At 70.5% G+C, this 18,222-nt stretch carries 14 protein-coding genes; 11 read left to right on the top strand and 3 right to left on the bottom strand.

The features are described from left to right. Positions 1–170: 170 nt before the first annotated feature. From ABL310_RS22210 to ABL310_RS22185, 6 genes are all read left to right on the top strand, one after another. Positions 171–1,271 (top strand): TRAP transporter substrate-binding protein, encoded by a 1,101-nt coding sequence (locus ABL310_RS22210; protein WP_349369177.1) that lies wholly within the window; start codon positions 171–173, stop codon positions 1,269–1,271. 33 nt (positions 1,272–1,304) lie between these two features. Then, complete coding sequence (locus ABL310_RS22205) at positions 1,305–1,904, top strand: TRAP transporter small permease subunit (RefSeq protein WP_349369176.1); 600 nt, start codon at positions 1,305–1,307, stop codon at positions 1,902–1,904. Between the two features lie 46 nt (positions 1,905–1,950). Further along, positions 1,951–3,315 (top strand): TRAP transporter large permease subunit, encoded by a 1,365-nt coding sequence (locus tag ABL310_RS22200; protein WP_349369175.1) that lies wholly within the window; start codon positions 1,951–1,953, stop codon positions 3,313–3,315. Positions 3,316–3,564: 249 nt separating this feature from the next. Next, positions 3,565–4,116 carry a TRAP transporter small permease subunit gene (locus tag ABL310_RS22195; protein ID WP_349369174.1) on the top strand — a complete coding sequence of 184 codons (552 nt, stop codon included), beginning with the start codon at positions 3,565–3,567 and terminating at the stop codon, positions 4,114–4,116. A gap of 6 nt (positions 4,117–4,122) precedes the next feature. After that, positions 4,123–5,514, top strand: coding sequence for a TRAP transporter large permease subunit (locus tag ABL310_RS22190; protein WP_349369173.1), 1,392 nt, complete (start codon positions 4,123–4,125; stop codon positions 5,512–5,514). A 34-nt stretch (positions 5,515–5,548) separates the two neighbouring features. Continuing rightward, a complete protein-coding gene (locus ABL310_RS22185) occupies positions 5,549–6,313 on the top strand; it encodes a glucose 1-dehydrogenase (RefSeq protein WP_349369172.1) in 765 nt (254 codons plus the stop codon). A gap of 10 nt (positions 6,314–6,323) precedes the next feature. Here ABL310_RS22185 and ABL310_RS22180 read toward each other — a convergent pair whose 3' ends face one another. Next, positions 6,324–6,815: an MmcB family DNA repair protein gene (locus tag ABL310_RS22180; RefSeq protein ID WP_349369171.1), complete on the bottom strand. Its 492-nt coding sequence runs from the start codon at positions 6,813–6,815 to the stop codon at positions 6,324–6,326. A 178-nt stretch (positions 6,816–6,993) separates the two neighbouring features. On the opposite strand from ABL310_RS22180, the gene ABL310_RS22175 reads away from it, so the two are divergent. Continuing rightward, positions 6,994–8,727 (top strand): EAL domain-containing protein, encoded by a 1,734-nt coding sequence (locus ABL310_RS22175; protein ID WP_349369170.1) that lies wholly within the window; start codon positions 6,994–6,996, stop codon positions 8,725–8,727. Between the two features lie 4 nt (positions 8,728–8,731). Here ABL310_RS22175 and ABL310_RS22170 read toward each other — a convergent pair whose 3' ends face one another. Further along, positions 8,732–10,030, bottom strand: coding sequence for an SAF domain-containing protein (locus ABL310_RS22170; protein WP_349369169.1), 1,299 nt, complete (start codon positions 10,028–10,030; stop codon positions 8,732–8,734). Between the two features lie 191 nt (positions 10,031–10,221). Here ABL310_RS22170 and ABL310_RS22165 point away from each other — a divergent pair, with 191 nt between their 5' ends. The 3 genes from ABL310_RS22165 (at position 10,222) to ABL310_RS22155 (ending at position 13,865) form a co-directional block, all read left to right on the top strand. Further along, positions 10,222–11,121: a hypothetical protein gene (locus tag ABL310_RS22165; protein WP_349369168.1), complete on the top strand. Its 900-nt coding sequence runs from the start codon at positions 10,222–10,224 to the stop codon at positions 11,119–11,121. A gap of 10 nt (positions 11,122–11,131) precedes the next feature. Next, complete coding sequence (locus ABL310_RS22160) at positions 11,132–13,144, top strand: hypothetical protein (RefSeq protein WP_349369167.1); 2,013 nt, start codon at positions 11,132–11,134, stop codon at positions 13,142–13,144. An 85-nt stretch (positions 13,145–13,229) separates the two neighbouring features. Continuing rightward, positions 13,230–13,865, top strand: coding sequence for a DUF1236 domain-containing protein (locus tag ABL310_RS22155; protein WP_349369166.1), 636 nt, complete (start codon positions 13,230–13,232; stop codon positions 13,863–13,865). Positions 13,866–13,951: 86 nt separating this feature from the next. Here the strand turns inward: ABL310_RS22155 and ABL310_RS22150 are convergent, their stop codons facing one another. After that, positions 13,952–14,857 carry a peptidylprolyl isomerase gene (locus ABL310_RS22150; RefSeq protein WP_349369165.1) on the bottom strand — a complete coding sequence of 302 codons (906 nt, stop codon included), beginning with the start codon at positions 14,855–14,857 and terminating at the stop codon, positions 13,952–13,954. Between the two features lie 220 nt (positions 14,858–15,077). Between ABL310_RS22150 and secA the strand changes: the two genes are divergently transcribed. Then, positions 15,078–17,888, top strand: coding sequence for a preprotein translocase subunit SecA (gene secA / locus ABL310_RS22145; RefSeq protein ID WP_349369164.1), 2,811 nt, complete (start codon positions 15,078–15,080; stop codon positions 17,886–17,888). Positions 17,889–18,222 lie beyond the last annotated feature (334 nt).

Below are 18,222 nucleotides of genomic sequence, written 5' to 3'. Positions count from 1 at the left end.
CTATGCGCAGCTTTACGGAAACCGCCTTGAAACTCATGCAAGGCTGGGGCTAGCATGGCGCAGGTCCGGCCCTGGGGGGGCCGGCCGGAGCCCGTGCGCGCGCACGAGTCAACATGGCATCCGCCGGCCATCGGCGGCGGCGCGCGCGCCGAGAATGGGAGAACGCCTTCATGACGATCAAAGCAGGACTGCGCACGACCGCGCTGGTCACCACGCTCGCCGCGACCGCGCTGGTGGCCGCCCCGCGCGACGCCGCGGCCGAGTTCGACAGCGTGCGCTGGCAGATCCCGATGTCCTTCGCCTCGACGCTGACCGCGCTGGGCGACACGATGCCGTGGGTCTCCGAGGCGGTGTCCGAGGTCTCGGGTGGCGAGGTGACCCTGCAGGTGATGGAGCCCGGCACGCTGATCCCGCCGCTGACGATCTTCGAGAACGCCTCGCAGGGGAACATCGACGCCGGCTATTCCTGGATGGGCTACGAGCGCGGCCAGGTGCCCGCCTCGGCGCTGTTCGGCGCCACGCCGTTCGGGCTCGACAGCCCCGGCTTCATCGCCTGGATGTATTTCGGCGAGGGCGACCAGCTCCTCAAGGAGACCTTCGAGCCCTTCGGCGTCTACCCGATCCTGTGCGGCTCGATCAGCCCGGAGGCGTCCGGCTGGTTCCGCAACGAGATCGCCAGCGTCTCCGACCTGCAGGGCCTGAAGTTCCGCGCGGCCGGCGTCGGCGGCGAGATCATGGAAGAGCTGCAGATGTCGGTGACGCTGCTGCCCGGCGGCGAGCTCTACCAGGCGCTCGAGACGGGCGTGCTCGACGCCACCGAGTTCTCGCTCCCGACCGTCGACGAGCAGCTCGGCTTCTTCCAGGTGGCGAAGTACTACTACCTGCCGGGCTGGCACCAGCCGTCCACGAACCAGTTCCTCTACGTGAACATGGACGCCTGGAACGACCTCAACGACCAGACCAAGGCCCTCATCGAGACGACCTGCACCGCCGGCGTCACCATGGCCATGGCCAAGGCCGAGGCGCTGCAGGGCGCGGTGCTCGCCCGCTTCCAGGAGCAGGGCGTGAACCTCGTCACCTGGTCCGACGAGTTCCTCGACACCTTCTGGGACGCCACGCAGACCGTGATGGCGCGCCTGTCCGAGGAGGATGCTCAGTTCGGCAAGGTGCACGACTCGATCCGCGCGTTCCAGCGCGAGCACGCCGAGTGGTACGCCAAGGGCTACCTGCCGCGCGACTGGGCGTTCAACAACATGGTCGAGCAGCAGTAAGCGCGTCCACGACCTGACGAAGAGGTCCATTCCGTGGCCAATCTCCACGTGACGCCCGAGGGGGCGGCGGCCGAGGCCGCCGCCTTCTCCCTTCCCGAGACGGCGATCTCGCGTCCGCTCGACGCCGTGGTGCGTGTGATCGGCGAGGCCTTCTCCTGGATCTGGGCGATCCTCATCATCCTGATCGTCGGCAACGTCGTCCTGCGTTACCTGATCGGAACCAACTTCGTCGCGCTGGAGGAGCTGCAATGGCACCTCTACGCGATCGGCTTCATGATGGGCCTGTCCTACACGCTGCTGAAGGACGGCCACGTGCGCGTCGACGTGCTCGCGGAGAAGCTGTCGCATCGCGGCCGCGCCTGGATCGAGCTGGTCGGGCTGCTGCTGTTCCTGGCTCCGTTCGTCTACATCGTCATCGCGGACGCCATACCGTTCGTCGAGCGCTCCTGGCGCCTGAACGAGACCTCCCCGGCGCCCGGCGGCCTGCCCGCCCGCTGGTTCCTGAAGAGCTTCATCATCGTCGCCTTCGGCTTTCTCGGTCTGGCCGCCTTCTCGCGGCTGACCCGGGTCACGGCCTTCCTGTTCGGGATACCGCGTCCCCGCACGGAGCCGCACGGCGCCGATCGCACCTGACCGACAACAACTGACGGGAGCCCGCGGGCTCCGGAGGGCGCACGGCGTGCTCGAGACCTACGAGTTCCTCGTCATCGCGATGCTGGGATCCTTCATCGCCCTGATCTTCACCGGGTTCCCGATCGCCTGGCTGCTCGGCGGCATCGCGGTGATCTTCGCCGTCGGCTGTATCCTCCTGAACGAGTATTTCGACGTCGATACCTACTTCCTGACGAACTTCCGCATCTTCGGCATCATCGTGCAGCGCATCTACGCGCAGATGTCGAACTGGGTGCTCGTCGCCTTGCCGATGTTCATCTTCATGGGCCTGATGCTCGAGCGCTCCGGCGTCGCCGAGAAGCTGATGACGAACTTCGTCAAGCTGTTCGGGCGCTACCCGGGCGGCCTCGCCATGGGCGTGATCCTCATCGGCATCCTGCTGGCGGCCTCGACCGGCATCGTCGGCGCGTCGGTGACGCTGCTCGCCATGCTCGCCATGCCGGTGATGCTGGCGCAGAACTACTCGAAGGCCTTCGCCTCCGGCGTCGTCGCCTCGGCGGGCACGCTCGGAATCCTGATCCCGCCCTCCGTGATGCTCATCCTGATGGCCGACCAGCTCTCGCTCTCCGTGGGCGAGCTGTTCATGGGCGCGCTGATCCCGGGCGTCCTGCTCGGGCTGTGCTACATCGCCTACGCCGTCATCGGCGCGCAGCTCGTGCCGAAGATGGCTCCGGCGCCGAAGAATCTCGAGCCGCTCTCGCCCGGGCTCATCCGCGACACGCTGCTCGCGGTGATCCCGCCGATCCTGCTGATCGTCGCCGTGCTCGGCTCGATCTTCTTCGGCATCGCGACGCCGACCGAAGCCTCGGGCGTCGGCGCCTTCGGCGCGACGCTTCTCGCCATGGCCAACCGGCGCTTCAGCTTCGCGGTGCTGCGCGACGTCTGCTACAAGACCACGCTGACCACGGCCTTCATCTTCGGCATCTTCATCGGCGCCACCGCCTTCGCCGTCGTGCTGCGCCAGCTCGGGGGCGACGAGTTCATCGCCCACATGCTCACCTCGATCCCGTTCCCGCCGGGCGGCATCATCCTGGTGATCCTGTTCATCGCGTTCCTGGCCGGCTTCTTCCTCGACTGGCTCGAGATCACGCTGATCCTGCTGCCGCTCGTCGGCCCGGTCGTCGTCGACATGGGCTTCTCGCTCGTCTGGTTCGTCGTGATCTTCGCCGTGACGCTGCAGACGTCGTTCCTCACGCCACCGGTCGGATTCTCGCTGTTCTACCTCAAGGGCGTCGTCCCGCCCGAGGTGCGAACGCAGGACATCTATCGCGGCGTGATTCCCTTCGTGCTGATCCAGGTCCTCGTGGTGACGGCCGTGTTCTTCTTCGACGATCTGGTGCTCTGGTTGCCGGCCCAGATGTACGGCGGATGAGGGTGAAAAGACCGGCGGGCTCGGCGCGATTCGTCGTTGACCCCCGGAGTTTTCCGTATCATACGGACGTCGCAAGACGGATTGTGCGCGAATACGCACATCCCGGGCTGCGGCGGGTCGCCGGCGCCGACCGCCGTAACGGGCCGGACGAGACGCCGGGCTCGCGCGAGCGATGCTCACGGGAGCCGCGTCCGGTCCGCCGGATCGCGAGCGCGCGTCGGCGCGCCTCGGCGTCGGGGGAGGGGTGAAGTGCACGTCGTCGCGTTCCTGGTACGCGCCCTGAGCGGGGTCAATCGGCTCGTGGGCAACGTCTTCTCTTGGCTGGCTCTGGCCATCGTGGTCGTGTGCTTCACGGTCGTGGTGCAGCGCTACGTGTTCTCGACGACGCAGGTCTGGATGCAGGACCTCTACGTCTGGCTGAACGGCGCGATGTTCACCGCCGTGGCCGGCTTCGCGCTCCTGCGCGACGATCACGTACGCGTCGACATCTTCTACCGCCCCGCCGGGCTGAAGACCAAGGCCGCCGTCGATCTGATCGGCGTGCTGATCTTCATCGTTCCCTATTGCTACGTGATCTTCGCCTACGGGCTGCCCTACGTGCAGCGCTCCTGGCGTCTCTACGAGGCCTCGCCGAACGTCGGCGGCATGCCGGGCTTCTTCGTGCTCAAGAGCTTCATCCTGATCTTCGGGCTGCTGATCCTGATCCAGGGCCTCGCGATGATCGGCCGCAGCGTCCTCATTCTGCGCGATCGCATGGACCTCGTGCCCGAGCATCTGCGCTACGGCCACGGCAAGGAGTAAGCCGCGATGGATCCCGTACTGATCGGCGAGATCCTCGCCGGCTCCATGTTCTTCGGCATCATCGCCCTGTTGATGCTCGGCTTTCCCGTGGCCTTCACCCTCGCCGGCGTATCGCTGCTCTTCGGGCTCGTCGGCATGTGGCTCGGCGTCTTCGACCCGTCGAACTACGCCGCCCTGCCGTCGCGCTACATCGGCTTCATGACGAACGAGGTGCTCGTCGCGGTGCCGTTGTTCATCTTCATGGGCGTGATGCTGGAGCGCTCCGGCATCGCCGAGCAATTGCTGCTGACCATGGGCAAGCTGTTCGGAAACCTGCGCGGCGGCCTGGGCATCTCGGTCGTCATCGTGGGCGCGCTGCTCGCCGCCTCGACCGGGGTGGTCGGCGCCACCGTCGTGACCATGGGGCTGATCTCGCTGCCGGCCATGCTGCGCGCCGGCTACGATCCCAAGCTCGCCTGCGGGGTGATCTGCGCCTCCGGCACGCTCGGCCAGATCATCCCGCCCTCGACCGTTCTCATCTTCATGGGCGACATGCTGTCGGGCATCAACGCCCAGGTGCAGATGGCGAAGGGCAATTTCGCCCCGGCCCCGGTCTCGGTCGGCGACCTGTTCGCCGGCGCCTTCTTCCCCGGCCTCATGCTGGTCGGCCTCTACCTTCTCTGGATGGTGATCAAGGCGGTCACCGCGCCGCAGACCTGCCCGGCGACGCCGGTGCCGCCGGAGGAGCGCAAGCACCTCTTCGGCGAGGTGATCTCGGCGCTCGTTCCCCCGCTCCTGCTGATCGTCGCCGTGCTCGGCTCGATCCTCGGCGGCATCGCGACCCCGACGGAGGCGGCCTCGGTCGGCGCCGTCGGCGCGACGATCCTCGCCGCGGCGCGCTGGAAGCTGTCGGGACGCACCTTCAAGGAGGTAGTGATCTCCACCGCGACGATCACCTCGATGATCTTCATCATCCTCTTCGGCGCCTCGGTGTTCTCCATCGTCTTCCGCCTCATGGGCGGCGACGCGCTCGTCCACGACCTGCTGTCGCAGCTGCCGGGCGGCGTCATCGGCGCCGTGATCGCGGTCATGGCGATGATGTTCGTGCTGGGCTTCATCCTCGACACCTTCGAGATCATCTTCATCGTCCTGCCGATCACGGCCCCGGTGCTCTTGAACCTCGACGTCAGCCCCGTCTGGCTCGGCGTCATCGTCGGCATGAACCTGCAGACCTCCTTCCTCACGCCGCCCTTCGGCTTCGCGCTGTTCTACCTGCGTGGCGTCGCGCCCTCGAAGGTGACGACGGGGATGATCTACCAGGGCGTCCTGCCGTTCGTGGTCCTGCAGGTGATCGCCATCGCGCTGCTCTTCGTCTACCCGCAGATCGCGACCTGGCTGCCGCGCGTGCTCTACGGCTGAGCCGGGCGGCGTCGGCGCACAGGAGGAGACCCCGATGCGGCTGCCCCGCACGCCGAGCTTCCGCCTCGACGGCAAGCGGGCGCTCGTCACCGGAGCCTCGCGCGGCATCGGGCTCGCCTGCGCCGCAGCGCTCGCCGAGGCCGGCGCCGCGGTGACGCTCGCCGCCCGCTCGCGCGACGCCCTCGAGGAGGCGGCCGCCGCCTTCCGGGCCGAGGGCTGGCGCGCCGACGCCCTCGTCCTCGACGTCGACGCGCCGGAGACGGCCGGCCCGGCGATCGAGGCGGCGGGGCCCTTCGACGTGCTCGTCAACAATGCCGGCGTCACCCGCCCGGCCCATCTCGTCGACACCACGCTCGAGCAGTTCGACACGGTGATGGACGTGAACGTCCGCGGCGCCTACTTCGTCGCGCAGGCCGTGGCGCGGGGCCTTCTCGCCGCCGGCCGGCCGGGCTCGATCATCACCATGTCCTCGCAGATGGGCCATGTCGGCGGCCCGAAGCGTACGGTCTATTGCGCCTCCAAGTTCGCCGTCGAGGGGATCACCAAGGCGATGGCCCTCGAGCTCGGGCCGCATGGCGTGCGCGTCAACACGATATGCCCGACCTTCATCGAGACGGACCTCACCAGGGCGAGCCTCTCCGATCCGGCCTTCCGCGACTGGGTGCTCTCCAAGATCGCGCTCGGACGGATGGGCCGCGTCGAGGACCTGATGGGCCCCGTCGTCTTCCTCGCCTCCGACGCGAGCGCGCTGGTGACCGGGGCCTCGCTGCTCGTCGACGGCGGCTGGACCGCCGCTTGAGGCCGGCGCCTCAGCCCTCCGAGAGCCCGCCGAGATAGGCCCGCGCCTCCGGGTCCGTCGCCGCGTGCAGCCCCGCCGCCGCAGCGCGGGCGAAGCGCAGTGTGAGCGCCTTGCGCCGGGCCGGCGCCAGAGCGTGATGGGGCGGCTCGCGCAGGATCTCCGCCCCGTATCCGTCGGCGAGGATCAGCCCGGTCTCGATCGGCAGGATGTCGAGGGGCGTTCGGGCGTCGACGGCGAAATAGAGGCGGTCGCAGAAGTCCCGATAGTCCGGCCATTTCCGGTCCGCCCGGAAATCCCGCACGCTCGACTTGATCTCCACGATCGACACGCTGCCGTCGCGCGCGAGCGCGATCACGTCCGCCCGCCGGCCGGAGCGCAGCGTGAACTCGCACAGGGTGACGCAGTCGTGCGCGGCGAAGAGGCGGCGCACGCCCCTTTGGATGGCGAGAGCGGCGGGGGACTGGCGCCCGTCCGGGCGCGGGGAGAGTGCGAGGCCGGTCATGCATCCTTCCTAGCACGATGCGATCAAAAAGGGAACACGCCCGGCATCGCCGCCCATCCCGTGCGGGCGCGGACGCACGGTCCGTCTCGTGTCGGGAATCGCTCGGATTCACCGAAGCTTTAGGGGATTTCGGCCAGCCTGCGAGGGAGGCGCCGCCGAACGGCGTCGAAAGGCGGACATGATGAGCAAGACGGGCCCGGTGCAGGACGAGGAGCGCGCGGAGGAAGCCGTACCGAGCTTCGACGCGCAGGCGCTCACCGCCACCGCGGCCCGTCTCGCCGGCGTCGCGGCGTGGCGCCTCGACGGCGCTCGTCTGTACCGGACCGCCGCCGTCTCCGACGTGCTGCGCCTGGCCGACGAGGCGGCGCCGACCCTCGAGGCGTTTCTCGAGGCCTTTCCCGCAGCCGAGCGCGCCGCGTTGCGCGACGCCATCGCGGCCTGCCGCGACGAAGGCTGCGGCTTCGATCGGGAGATCGCCCTCGATGCGGCCGCTACGCCGCCCGTCTGGGTGCGGGTCGCCGCGACCCGCGACCCCGCCGATCCCGCCGGCGGCGCCGTCGTGGGCCTCGTCCAGGACGTCACCCGCAGGCGCGGCCAGGAACGGGCTCTCTGGACGCTCGCCAATGTCGACGAGCTGACGGGGCTCTGGAACCGCAAGCGCTTCGTCGAGCTGAACGCCGCGGCGGCGGGGCAGCCCGGTGCGGGCCTGCTGCTGATCGACGTCGACAAGCTCAAGGACGTCAACGACACGCTGGGCCACGGCGTCGGCGACGTGCTGATCCGCGGGGTCGCGGCGCGCATCCGCGCCGCGCTCGGGCCGCACCAGGAAGCCGCGCGCCTCGGCGGCGACGAATTCGCCGTGGTCCTCTCGCGCGGCGCCGACGAGCGCATGCTCGCCGAGATCGCCGAGCGCATCCTCGCCGCCTGCGCGGAGCCCATCGTCGCCGAGGGCCACATGCTGCTGCCGTCCGTGTCGATCGGCGGCGCCCTGGCGCGTCCGGCCGGCGACGCGGACCTGCTGCGCGGGGACGCGGACATCGCGCTCTACCATGCCAAGGGCGCGGGGCGTGGTCGCTTCGTGCCCTATCGCCCGACCATCCGCTCCGCCATCGTCGCGCGGCTGAAGCAGGTCGCCGACGTCGGCCGCTTCCTCGACGAGGGCCGCATCGAGCCGCGCTACATGCCGGTCGTGAGGCTGTGCGATCGATTGTTCTGCGGCTTCGAGAGCCTCGCGCGTTTCCGCGTCGGCGAGGAGGCGCACGCGCCGGGCCGCTACGCCAGCGCGCTGCTCGACCCGCGCATCGGGCACGCGCTGACGACGCGCATGCTCACGCTCGTGGCGCGCGACCTCGCCCGCTTCGAGGCGCGCGGGCTCGCCTTCGACAAGGTCGGGCTCAACGTCACCCTCGCCGATTTCCAGCGCGGCGACCTCGAGGCGCGCATCGAGCGGGCCTTCGGCGAGGCGGGGGTCGCGATCGACAAGCTCGTGATCGAGGTGACCGAGACCGTCTTCCTCAACGGCGAGACGGATTTCATCGCCCGCACCGCGGCGAGCCTGCGCGAGCGCGGCATCCGCATTTCCCTCGACGACTTCGGCACCGGCTTCGCCTCGCTGACCCACCTGCGCGCCTTCCCGCTCGACACGATCAAGATCGATCGCTCCTTCGTCTCGCGGATCACCGAGGACCGCGCGAGCCACGCCATCGTCTCGGGGCTGATCGAGCTCGCGGCGCGGCTGGAGATCGACATCGTGGCCGAGGGCATCGAGACGCCCGAGCACCTGCGCCTGCTGGAGGCGCTGGGCTGCCCCTTCGGCCAGGGCTACCTGTTCGCCCCGCCGCTCCCCTTCGAGGAAGCCGCCCGCTTCGTCGACGCGACGGGGGACGCGCGACGCACGCCCGTGGCGGCGTGACGGCTCACGCCGGCTGGAGCGTCGCGCGCAGCCGTTCCGCCTCGCTCGGCCGCTCGCGGGGCGCGACGTCGGCCTCCGTGACGACGGCGCCCGCAGCGACCGGCCGCACCAGCCGCACGCCGTGCGCGAGGCCGATGGGCAGCGCCCGCGCCGCCAGGCTCGCCGCCGCCGTCGTCACCCGGCCGTAGACCGTGTAGCCGCCCTCGCCGTCGAGCGTCTCGCCCGCCTGGAGATCGCGCTTCGCCACGGCCACGACATCGGCCGCGAAGGCCCGCGTCGTCCCCGTCGGCTCGCGCCGGAGCGCGGCGGACAGGACCGAGATCGAGAGCTCGAGCCCGATCAGGTGGAAGGGCTTGTACATCGCGGCGTAGAAGCCGCTGCGGTCGGTCGGCAGGCCGTACTGCCTGAAGCAGGCCGCGGCGTAGGTGGTGGGCGCCTTCAGCACCACGTAGACCCCCCAGCGCAGGTCGCGGAAGACCGCGCGCCCGTCCCGCTCCAGCGAGGAGACCACCTCAACCATGCCGTCGCGGGCGAGCACGCCGCCGACCTCCCGCGGGCGCAGCACGTGGGCGAGATCGTCGACGCCGCAGGGCGGGAAGGCGAGCCCGTCCTCCGGCACGGAGAGGCCGGTGGCGTTGGCGATGGCGGCGGCCTCGATGGCGGACTTGGTGCCGTCGAGGAAGGAGTTGAACATCTTCGGGTTCATGCCCGCCTGCGCCGCGGCCTCCGGGTCGAGCCCGTAATGGCTCCAGACGTCGTCCGGAGTCACCGTGTGGTAGGCCGGCAGGTACTTGGTGCCCTTGCCTGCGGCCGCGACCTGGAACCCGGCGGCGCGCGCCCAGTCCACCATCTCGCAGACGAGGGCCGGCTGGTCGCCGTAGGCCATCGAGTAGACCACCCCCGCGGCCCGCGCCTTCTCGGCGAGCGCGGCGCCCACCAGCACGTCCGCCTCGACGTTGACCATGACGAGATGGCGCCGCGCCTCGATGGCGGCGAGCGCATGGACGACGCCCGCCTCCGGCGCGCCGGTCGCCTCGATCACGACCTCGACGTCGTCGGCGATCGCCGCGCGCCCGTCGTCGTAAAAGCGCGTCCTCGCGATCCGCGCCTCGTCCCACCCCACGGTGCGGCACGCGAGCCGCGCCCGCTCCGGATCGAGATCGGCGATGGCCGCCACCTCGAGCCCGGGAATGGTCGGCACCTGCGCGAGGAACATCGCCCCAAACTTGCCGGCCCCGATCAAGGCGACGCGGACGGGGCGGTCCTCCGCCGCGCGCGCGGCGGCGAGGGCGTGGAGATTCATGGCGGGCGGCTCCTCCGGTGGGTGTTTTCGGGGGAGGATAGACGGGGGGAGGCGGTGGCGGAAGGGTCCGCCGCGAGTACACGGATGGCGGCTATTGCCAAGGCTCGCGCAACCTGATCTAGTCGCGCCGAACGGGGGCAAGGCGGTGCCGCTCATGCGAGCGGCGGCGTCGACGATGTGTCGATTGCGCGATGGATTTCACGAAGGCACCGTTCCAGGAGCATGCCCGCCGGCTCGAGGCCGACGCGGAGCCGCCGACCCGGGCGGTGGGCGAGAACTACCGGATCGAGGAGAACGTGTCGGCGGAGCGCCTCGCGCATTTCGAAGCCGAGACGGGATACACCGACGACCTGAAAGAGGCCGCGCGGGACTACTTCGATCTCCACATCCAGGGCGAGGCCCGCGGCGCGCGTCCGACGACGTTCGATCCCGACCTGAACGCCGGAGCGCTGCTCGGCGACGACGTCGAGCCGCGGCAGAAGATCGTGCGGCTCGAGCGCATCGACGAGCTCCTGTCGAAAAGCGGGTGGACGTACGCGCAGCTCCAGGATGCGCACACGAGCAGAGACGCCGCTACCCTGTCCGCCTTCGTCGCGCTGTTCGAGACCTTCCCCGGCGAGCGCCCCGCCTTCGCGGCCTTCAAGAGCGAGGTCGAGGCGGACGTCGGGCGCGACGATTGGCTGGAACGGCTCTGCGAGCGCTTCGGCCTCTACCATCACTTCGGCACCGAGCCCCGCCAGTTCGCCCTCATGGAGTACACGGCCGGGGAGGTGCTCGCCCATGCCGGGGACGGCGGCATCGACCGGCCCTTCGCGCTCGCCAGCGTGCTCGAGAGCCGCGAGAACCCGGCCTTCCACCCCGTGCCCCGGGCGACCGCCAACGGTTTCGCCGTGGATCTGGGGACGGACGCGCCGTCGCGCCCGCTCGTGCGCGAGATCCTGCACGTGCGCATGCCGTACAAGGCCGCGCACGTGAAGCGAATCGCCGAGTCCCGCGTTAACGGAAAGCCTGATATCCTCGCGGCGCGGGCGGTCCATCTCGACCGTGTCCGCGCCGGGACGCGGCGCGCCGATTTCGGGCACGCGGCATGAAAGCGACCGCATGAGCGTTGCGCAGACAGTATCGGTGCTCGACACGCGCTTCGCCGCGGACCTGCTCGCGCGGCCGGAGGAGGCCTTGCGCGACCTCGTCGCGGGGAAGGCCGCGCTCGGCTACTTCGCCGCCGGAGAGCCGGTGGACATCGTCGCGGACCTCGTTGCGGAAGGCGGCGAGGATTACCGGGCCGCCGTCGACCGCGGGGCGGCGGCGTTTCTCGATAGCGCGCGCAGGACGCTGCTCCAGCAGAAAGGGGCATCCTTCCGGCTCGGCGTTATCCGGCTGGAGCGCCTCCTCGCCATCGTCCGCCGCGTGCTTCCGCGCGACACCGTCGTCGACCTGCGGCGGCGCTACGACCTCTGGCAGCCGTTCTTCGCGAATTTCGTGATCGACCGCAGCCTCGACCTGCGCCGCGAGTTCTATCGCACGCTGGCTCTGAGCCAGGACGCCGCCGCCGAGGCGGGGATCGAGGCGCGGGGGCTTATGCCGCTGTGGCTGTCGCTCTGCGCCGAGGCGGGCGGGAGCTACGACGAGAGCTATCTCGCGGTCGGGCTGCTGGGCCTGCGGCGCATGCCTCTCGGCGAGGAATTCAGCGCCAACGAGGATTTCGTGCTTCAAGGGCTGGCGCGCTGGGGCGCGCGGCAGAAGGTGGCGTGGCGCGTCTTCGAGCGCGAATGGCGGCTCGTGGAGAACGCCTATCCGCGCTCGGACGATTTCTGGCGTGAGCGGGTCTCACGGGTGATCGCGGCGACCGAGGGCGAGATCCGCCAGCGGACGGAGGGCGCCGAGGAGACGTTCCCCGCCGCGGCGGGGTGGCGGGAGGATCTCGATCTGCCCGCCGGCGAGGGCGGCGTGCGGCAGCTGCGCGGGGGCGGGGCGCTGGAGCCGCCAGCGGCGCACGATCGTCAAGCGATCCTCGACCGGGTCGGGCAGCCGCTGTCGAGCGTGTCCAGCGACATCGAAACGCTGATGCGCGGCCACCGCCGCTACGCCGACCGGACCGGCGACGTCTTCTACCTCGTGCGCACGGCCTGCAACATCGGCATGAACCTGCTGCGCAAGGACCCTGGGCCGGAGCGCGCCGCGCGCGGGGCGCAAGCCGTCGCCCTCGCCCGCCTCGCCTTCGAGTACGATCCGCGCAACGTCTACGCCTGGGCGCTGCTGCGCGACGGGCTGGAGCATGCCGGCCGGCTCACGGCGGCGGAGCGGATAGGGTGGGAGGCGATCCGGCGCTTTCCCGAAAACCCGCAATGGCGCACACAGCTCGCCAAGCTCCTCGCCGACACGCTCGACCGGCCGCACGAGGCGGCCGCGCTGCTGCGCGAGGCACGCGCGCTCTTCCCGTACGATCCCTTCATCCACAACCAGCTCGCCACGATCCTCGCCGACGATCTCGGCGAGCGGGCAGCCGCCGTGCAGGTCCTCGAAGACGCCCGCGCCGCCGGCGCGGCGAACGAGGCGACCGGCGATCTGCGCCGCAAGCTCGCGAACGGCCGCAGGCTGCGCGGCCGGCGCAATCCCACGGCGGCGGTCGCGGGCGTCGAGGATACCGACGATACCTTCGCCCTTCCCGCCGCGGAGGCGCGCAAGCGGCTCTTCCGCCTGGAAGCCGGCCTCGACGGACCCGACGTCCTCGCCGCCTTCCTGCGCACGGCCGAGCCGGACCCCTACGTCACCTGGGCCGCCGCCCGCGCCGGCCTCGACGGCCCGCCGATCGACACCACCTTCGCCATCGCCTTCGAGCGCGCGCTGCGCGACGCCACGCCCTCGCGGCTGAAGGCGCTCGTCGCCTCGACGCTGCCGCGCAGCGAGCAGGCGATCGTCGAGGCGCTCGCGGCGGCGGACGATCGGGTCGTGCCGTTCCTGCGCGCGAAGGGCCGCGGCCGCGCGCCCGCGTGCGGCGAGCCCATCCACATCGACCTCGACCGCCCCGACATCCTCCTCCTGCGCGACCGCGCCGGCGCGACCCTGTCGCTGGACACCGCCCGGCTCCAATCCGGCAGTCTCGAAGCCGCCTGAGCCCTTGCTCCCCGGCATGGGAACGCGTCCTCCCCTCTCGCGTTCGCTCGCCCGATCCTGTCACAGGACGGAAGGAGTAATGCTCATGACCCGTACCCTCTTCCTCGCCGCCGCGAGCGCCGCCGCCATCGGCCTGGCCGCGCCGGCCTCCGCGCAGGTCGCCGCCACGGCGACGACGGACCTGAACATGCGCGCCGGGCCCGGCCCGAACTACGAGGTGGTGGACGTCATCGACGGCAACGACGCGGTCACCGTGGTCGGCTGCCTGCCCCAGTCGGCCTGGTGTCGCGTGCAGTACGAGGGCCGGGAGGCCTGGGCCTACGGCGACTACCTGTCGGCCACGGTCGAGAACGCCCCCGTGATCGTCACCCAGCGCCGCGAGATCGTGCCGGAGGCCCAGTGGGACCCGGTCACCGCGACGGGCGCCGTCGCCGGCGAGGTGGTCGGCTCGATCATCGGCGGGACCGTCGGCGCGGTCGCCGGCGCCGTCGGCGGGGCCATCGAGGGCTTCACCGCGCCGCCGCCGCCGGTGCGCACCTACGTCTACGAGAACCGGGTGGATCCGGTCTATCTCGAGGGCGAGGTCGTGGCCGGGGCCGGCCTGCCGCCGGCCGTGGGCCTACGCCCGATCCCGGAATACGAGTACGAGTACGCCTACGTGAACGGCGTGCCGGTGCTCGTCGATCCGGCCACGCGCCGCGTCGTCTACGTCATGCGCTGACGCGCGCGTCCACCTTTAAACGAGAGCGCCCCGCCGGTCGGCCGACCGGCGGGGCGTTTCGCGTCTCTCGGGCCGGTGCGGCAGGCTCACTGAGCCTGCGCCGGCGCCTCGCCGTCCGCGGGGTCCTGCCCCGGGCGCTCGACGGTGGCGCCGTCGCGCAGCGAGAGGATCAGCTCCTGCTGGGCGCGGCGGGCGAGGAAGGTCTCGATCTGCTCGCGCATGTCCTCGAAGGCCGGGGTGGGCTGCTCGCGGCGCTCCTCGACCTTGATCACGTGCCAGCCGAACTGGCTCTGCACCGGCTCGGACACGCCGCCCGGCTCGAGCGCGAAGGCCGCCTCGGCGAAGGGCGCGACCATGCGGTCCCTGGTGAAGAAGCCGAGATCCCCGCCCTCGCGCGCCGAGCCCGGGTCCTGCGACAGCTCCGCCGCGACGGCCGCGAAATCCTCGCCGGCGGCGACGCGCTCGGCGGCGGCCTTCGCCTCCTCCTCGGTCGGCACGAGGATGTGGCGGGCGCGCACCTCCTCCTGCGGCTCGATGCCGGCGACCGTCTCCTCGTAGAGCGCGCGCGCCGCCTCCTCGGTGACGGCGGCGGCGATGGTCTCCTCGAGCAGGGCGGCGAGCAGCACCTTGTCGCGCTGGTAGGCCATGTTGCGGGCGAAGGTCTCGGTCTCGGCGAGGCCGGCGTTCTCGGCGGCGCGGGCGGCGAGCTTGAGATCGACGAGGTAGCCGATCAGCACGTCCCGACGCTGCTCGGCGCTCATGCCCGGCAGCGGCAGCGCCGGGTCCTCGGCGACGAGCGCGAGATCCGCTTCCGTGATGGTCACGCCGTCCACCGTGGCGACGACGGCGTCCGGATCGACCTCGGCCGCGGCGGGCGCGGCCGGAGCGGCGGTCTCGGCGGCCTGATCCTGCTGCGCGAACGCGAGCGTCGAGGCCGACGCGCCGAGCGCGAGCGCCAGCGCGAGGCGGGGGAGAAGGGGGAAGCGGGACATGCAAGTACCTCGACGGCGCGGGCCCGCGCCTTTCTTTCGAACCGAACTGCGCTTGGTCTGACCCATCGCGCGGGGCAATGCAAGGGAAGCGGTGGCAAGCGGCCCCTTCGCCGCCCCCTTCGCGCGGGCGCCATCCTTTCGGATGCGCTCCGCGATGATTAGGTCTATATAGCGCGCGACCCATGCCGCATTCGACGACCACGACAGACGACAGGACCCCATGTTCGGCGCATTCGCGAAGAAGCTCTTCGGCACGGCCAACGACCGACGCCTGAAGTCGTACGCCCCGCGCGTCCAGGCCATCAACGCCCTCGAGAAGGAGCTCGAAGGCCTCTCGGACGACGCGCTGCGGGCACGCACGGAAGACCTCAAGGCGCGCGTGGCCAAGGGCGAGAGCCTGGACGACGTGCTGGTCGACGCCTTCGCCACGGTGCGCGAGGCCGGCAAGCGCGTGCTCGGGCAGCGGCATTTCGACGTGCAGCTGATCGGCGGCATGGTGCTGCACGAGGGCTCCATCGCCGAGATGAAGACCGGCGAGGGCAAGACGCTGGTGGCGACGCTCGCCGTCTATCTCAACGCGCTCGCCGGCAAGGGCGTGCACGTCGTCACGGTGAACGATTACCTCGCGCGGCGCGACTCGGAGTGGATGGGCCGCATCTACCGATTCCTGGGCCTCACCGTGGGCGTCATCGTGCACGGGCTCGACGACCAGCAGCGCAAGGCGGCCTACGCCTGCGACATCACCTACGGCACCAACAACGAGTACGGCTTCGACTATCTGCGCGACAACATGAAGTACGACTTCGCCCAGATGGTGCAGCGCGGCCACGCCTACGCCATCGTCGACGAGGTCGACTCTATCCTCGTCGACGAGGCGCGCACGCCGCTGATCATCTCCGGCCCGCTCGACGACCGGTCGGACCTCTACCAGGCGGTGGACAAGATCATCCCGGCGCTGACGCCGGAGCATTACGACCTCGACGAGAAGCAGCGCGCCGTCTCGCTCTCCGAGGCCGGCACCGAGCGGGTCGAGGCGCTGCTGCGCGAGCACGAGCTGCTCAAGAGCGACGATCTCTACGATGCGCAGAACGCCACGCTGGTCCACCACCTGAACCAGGCGCTGCGCGCCCACAAGCTGTTCACCCGCGACAAGGACTACATCGTCCGCAACGGCGAGGTGGTGATCATCGACGAGTTCACCGGCCGCATGATGCCCGGCCGGCGCTATTCGGAAGGGCTGCACCAGGCGCTGGAGGCGAAGGAGAGCGTCAAGATCCAGCCGGAGAACCAGACGCTCGCCTCGATCACCTTCCAGAACTATTTCCGGCTCTATTCCAAGCTCGCCGGCATGACCGGCACGGCCTCCACCGAGGCGTCCGAGTTCGCCGAGATCTACGCTCTCGACGTCGTCGAGATCCCGACCAACAAGCCGATCGCCCGCCTCGACGAGGACGACGAGGTCTACCGTACGGTCGAGGAGAAGTACGCGGCGATCATACACGACATCGGCGAGGCCTCCGCCAAGGGCCAGCCTTCGCTGGTCGGTACGACCTCGATCGAGAAGTCCGAGCTCCTCGCCGCCCAGCTGAAGCAGGCCGGCTTCACCCAGATCGACTTCGCCGACCCGAAGGCGCTCGAGCCGCTCTACACCGCCGCCCGCAAGGGCGAGCCGGCCAAGAGCTTCGCGGTGCTCAACGCCCGCTTCCACGAGCAGGAGGCCTTCATCGTCGCGCAGGCCGGCGTGCCGGGCGCGATCACCATCGCGACCAACATGGCCGGCCGCGGCACCGACATCCAGCTCGGCGGCAACGCCGACATGCGCATCGGCGTCGAGCTCGACGGCATGGAGGAAGGCGAGGCCCGCGCGGCGCGCGAGGCGGCGATCCGCGAGGAGGTCGCGGCCTTCAAGCAGCGCGCGCTCGGGGCCGGCGGCCTCTACGTCATGGGCACGGAGCGCCACGAATCGCGGCGCATCGACAACCAGCTGCGCGGCCGCTCCGGCCGCCAGGGCGACCCGGGCCGCTCGAAGTTCTTCCTGTCGCTGCAGGACGACCTGATGCGCATCTTCGGGTCGGACCGCATGGACGGCATGCTCACCAAGCTCGGCCTCGAGCAGGGCGAGGCGATCGTCCATCCCTGGATCAACAAGGCGATCGAGAAGGCGCAGTCCAAGGTCGAGGCGCGCAACTTCGACATCCGCAAGAACATCCTCAAGTACGACAACGTCATGAACGACCAGCGCAAGGTCGTCTTCGAGCAGCGCCGGGAGTTCATGGGCGAGGAGAGCGTGCGCGACACGATCGACGAGATGCGCGAGAGCGTCGTCGACGACGTCGTCGCCCGCCACATCCCGGCCGACGCCTATCCCGAGCAGTGGGACGTCACCGGGCTCGACGCCGAGGTGCGCCGGCTGCTCAACCTCGACGTCCCGGTGATCGACTGGGCCAAGGAAGAGGGCATCGCCGACGAGGAGATGCGCGAGCGCCTGCAGAAGGCCGCCGACGAGTCCTACCAGGCGCGCGTCGACAAGAACTCGGCCCAGGTGATGACCTACGTCGAGAAGCAGGTGCTGCTGCAGAGCCTCGACCAGCTCTGGCGCGAGCACATCGTCACGCTCGAGCACCTGCGCCAGGTCATCGGCTGGCGCGGCATGGCCCAGCGCGACCCGCTCAACGAGTACAAGTCCGAGGCCTTCCAGCTGTTCGAGGGGCTGATCGGGCGCCTGCGCGAGCAGGTCACGGCGCAGCTGATGCGGGTCGAGGTGGTCTACCAGCGCCCGCCCGAGCCCGAGCTGCCGGAGATGGAGGCGCACCACGCCGACCCCGTCACCGGCGAGGACGAGATGGCGGCGGGCGGCACGACGGGCCTCGGCTCCCCGGGCGCGGCCGGGGCCGCCGCGGGCGTCGGCGCGATCGCCACCGAGAACCGCGACCCGACCGACCCCAACACCTGGGGCAAGGTCGGCCGCAACGAGCCCTGCCCCTGCGGCTCGGGGAAGAAGTTCAAGCACTGCCACGGGGTGCTGGCGTAAGGCGGGGGCGTAGGCGGGGGCGTTTCCGGGGAGACCCACCGCGTGTCGAGAGCGGGCGCCCGACGTTTTCCTTTCCCGTAGGGGAAGGTGGCGCGCCGCCGCAGGCGGCGTGACGGATGGGGTGCGACGCGAAGCGACGCGTTCCGCGAAGCGGAAGCTCCCGGCGGCCGACGGTCTCGCCCGTCGATTTCGGCTTCGCCGAACGCGCGTGCCGCGCGCCCCATCCGTCACCGCGCTTCGCGCGGCGACACCTTCCCCTACAGGGGAGGAGAGGGTTCGGCGCGCCCGACGCGCGCTCTCGACGAGGCTCTGCGCGAGCGGCGCGGGACGGTGT

Origin of the sequence: Salinarimonas sp. (genome assembly GCF_040111675.1) — a bacterium.
Lineage (GTDB): Bacteria > Pseudomonadota > Alphaproteobacteria > Rhizobiales > Beijerinckiaceae > Salinarimonas.
The sequence above is the reverse complement of the archived record's forward strand: the minus strand, read 5'-3'. Positions and strand labels throughout refer to the sequence as shown.